We start from the raw sequence: 1,951 nt of genomic DNA, 5'->3' as shown, positions 1-1,951 counted from the left end.
CCCCTGGTCGAGCTGGACGAGACGACGGTGGACCCCGCCATCTGGGGCAAGAACTTTCCCCGCCAGTACGACGCCTACCTGCGCACGGCCGAGCGCACCGGCACCCGCTTCGGCGGTTGGGGCAGCGAGACCCTGCCCGACAGCCGCATCGCGGAGGATCCTCGCCTCGTGACGATCTTCGAGGGCTACGCCTTCGCGATCGACTTCCGCGAGCGGCGCGGGCACGCCTACATGCTCGAGGACCAGCGCGCGACCAAGCGCGTCACCGAGCGCAAGCAGTCGGGCGCCTGCCTGCACTGCCATGCCTCGAACACGGTGGCCTTCCGCGCGGAGGGCCTCAAGCAAGGCGCGCCGGGCGCGCTCGGCGATCCCTTCCTCAGCGAGAGCGCTCAGGAGCAGCTCAGGCGTGGCTTCGAAGCGTTCTGCGCCATGCCCTACGCGGAGGCGACGAAGCTCGTCGAGCACCCCGTGGCCTGCATCGACTGCCACGATCCGGTGACGATGCAGCTGCGGATCACCAAGCCGGGCTTCCTCCGCGGCATCGCCGCCCTCGCGCGGAGCGCAGACCCCCTGCCCTTCCTGCCCTCGCTCGAGAAATGGCGGGCGGGCGACCGGAGCGCGCCCTACGACCCCAACCGGGAAGCCTCTCGCCAGGAGATGCGCTCCTTCGTTTGCGGCCAGTGCCACGTCGAGTACTACTGCGGTCCCAAGGAGACGCTCTTCTTCCCCTGGGATCAGGGCCTCAAGGTCGAGCAGATCGAGGCCACCTACGACGCCCACCGCTTTCCGGACGGCAGCCCCTTCCTCGACTGGAGCCACGCCGCCACGGGTGCCCTCGCGCTCAAGGCCCAGCACCCGGAGTTCGAGCTCTGGAGCCAGGGCGTGCACGCGCGCTCCGGCGTGGCCTGCGCCGACTGCCACATGCCCTACCTCCGTGAGGGGGCGATCAAGATCAGCGACCACCACGTGCGCAGCCCGCTGCTGGACATCGCCCGCGCCTGCCAGACCTGTCACCGCTTCCCGGAGGCGGAGCTGGCCGCCCGCGTGGTGACCATTCAGGAGCGCAACTTCGCCCTGATGAACCGCGCCGAAGACGCCCTCGTCGAGCTGATCGGCGAGCTGGCCGCGGCCAAGCGCGCGGGCGCTGCGCCGGCGAGCCTCGCCGCGGCCCTCGCCTTCCAGCGCAAGGCGCAGTGGCGGGTCGACTTCATCAACGCAGAGAACTCGATGGGCTTCCACGCGCCGCAGGAAGCGGCGCGCATCCTGGGCGAAGCGATCGACTACTGCCGGCAGGGCCAGTCGGCCCTGCGGCAGCTCACGCTCGTCCCGTCCGGCGCGCCACCCCGCCGCGGCTAGCGCAGGCGGACGCTCTTCGTCACCTCCACGCGGCCCGCGACCTCGAGGCGAATCAGGTAGAGCCCGGCCGGCGCCGCCTCGCCGCCGGCCGTGCGGCCGTCCCACTGGCGCTCCTGGACCCCGGCCGGCAGCTCGCCCTCGACCAGGCGCGCGACGAGCCGACCCGCGACGTCGTAGACCGCGAGCGCCACCGGCGCCGGCCGCGCGAGCGTGAAGCGCAACTGGGCCCCGCGCAGGAAGGGGTTGGGGGTCACCGAGAGCCGGGCGCCGGTCCCGCCGGTCCCCGGGTCGATCCCCTCCAGGCCCGTCGCCAGGGAGCGGCGCCAGATGCCGCCGCCGTCGAGGCCGGCATAGAGCCAGTCGGCGTCCCCGTCGAGCGCGTTGACGGACAGCCAGGACTTGAGGCCCTCGTGCTCGTCGGTCCAGCTCTCGCCGTCCGCGCTGCTGAGGAGCTGTCCCCAGCCGCCCATCCAGAGCCTGCCCGCCAGCGACTTGAGGAAGAAGACCATGGTGTTGTCGATCGGGGTCGCGACCCAGCTCGCGGTGCCGGCGTCCCAGCGCCAGATGCCGTTGCTCTGGAGCCCCACGTAGACAA

At 72.0% G+C, this 1,951-nt stretch carries 2 protein-coding genes; one reads left to right on the top strand and one right to left on the bottom strand.

Going from position 1 to position 1,951, the window contains the following annotated elements; genetic code table 11:
* The coding region (locus FJ251_15930; protein ID MBM4119191.1) for an ammonia-forming cytochrome c nitrite reductase subunit c552 at nucleotides 1-1,356 on the top strand (1,356 nt) is incomplete at its 5' end.
* Here the strand turns inward: FJ251_15930 and FJ251_15925 are convergent.
* The coding region (locus FJ251_15925; protein ID MBM4119190.1) for a T9SS type A sorting domain-containing protein at nucleotides 1,353-1,951 on the bottom strand (599 nt) is incomplete at its 5' end. The genes FJ251_15930 and FJ251_15925 overlap by 4 nt on opposite strands.

This window comes from bacterium (assembly GCA_016873475.1).
Lineage (GTDB): Bacteria > Krumholzibacteriota > Krumholzibacteriia > JACNKJ01 > JACNKJ01 > VGXI01.
The sequence above is the reverse complement of the archived record's forward strand: the minus strand, read 5'-3'. Positions and strand labels throughout refer to the sequence as shown.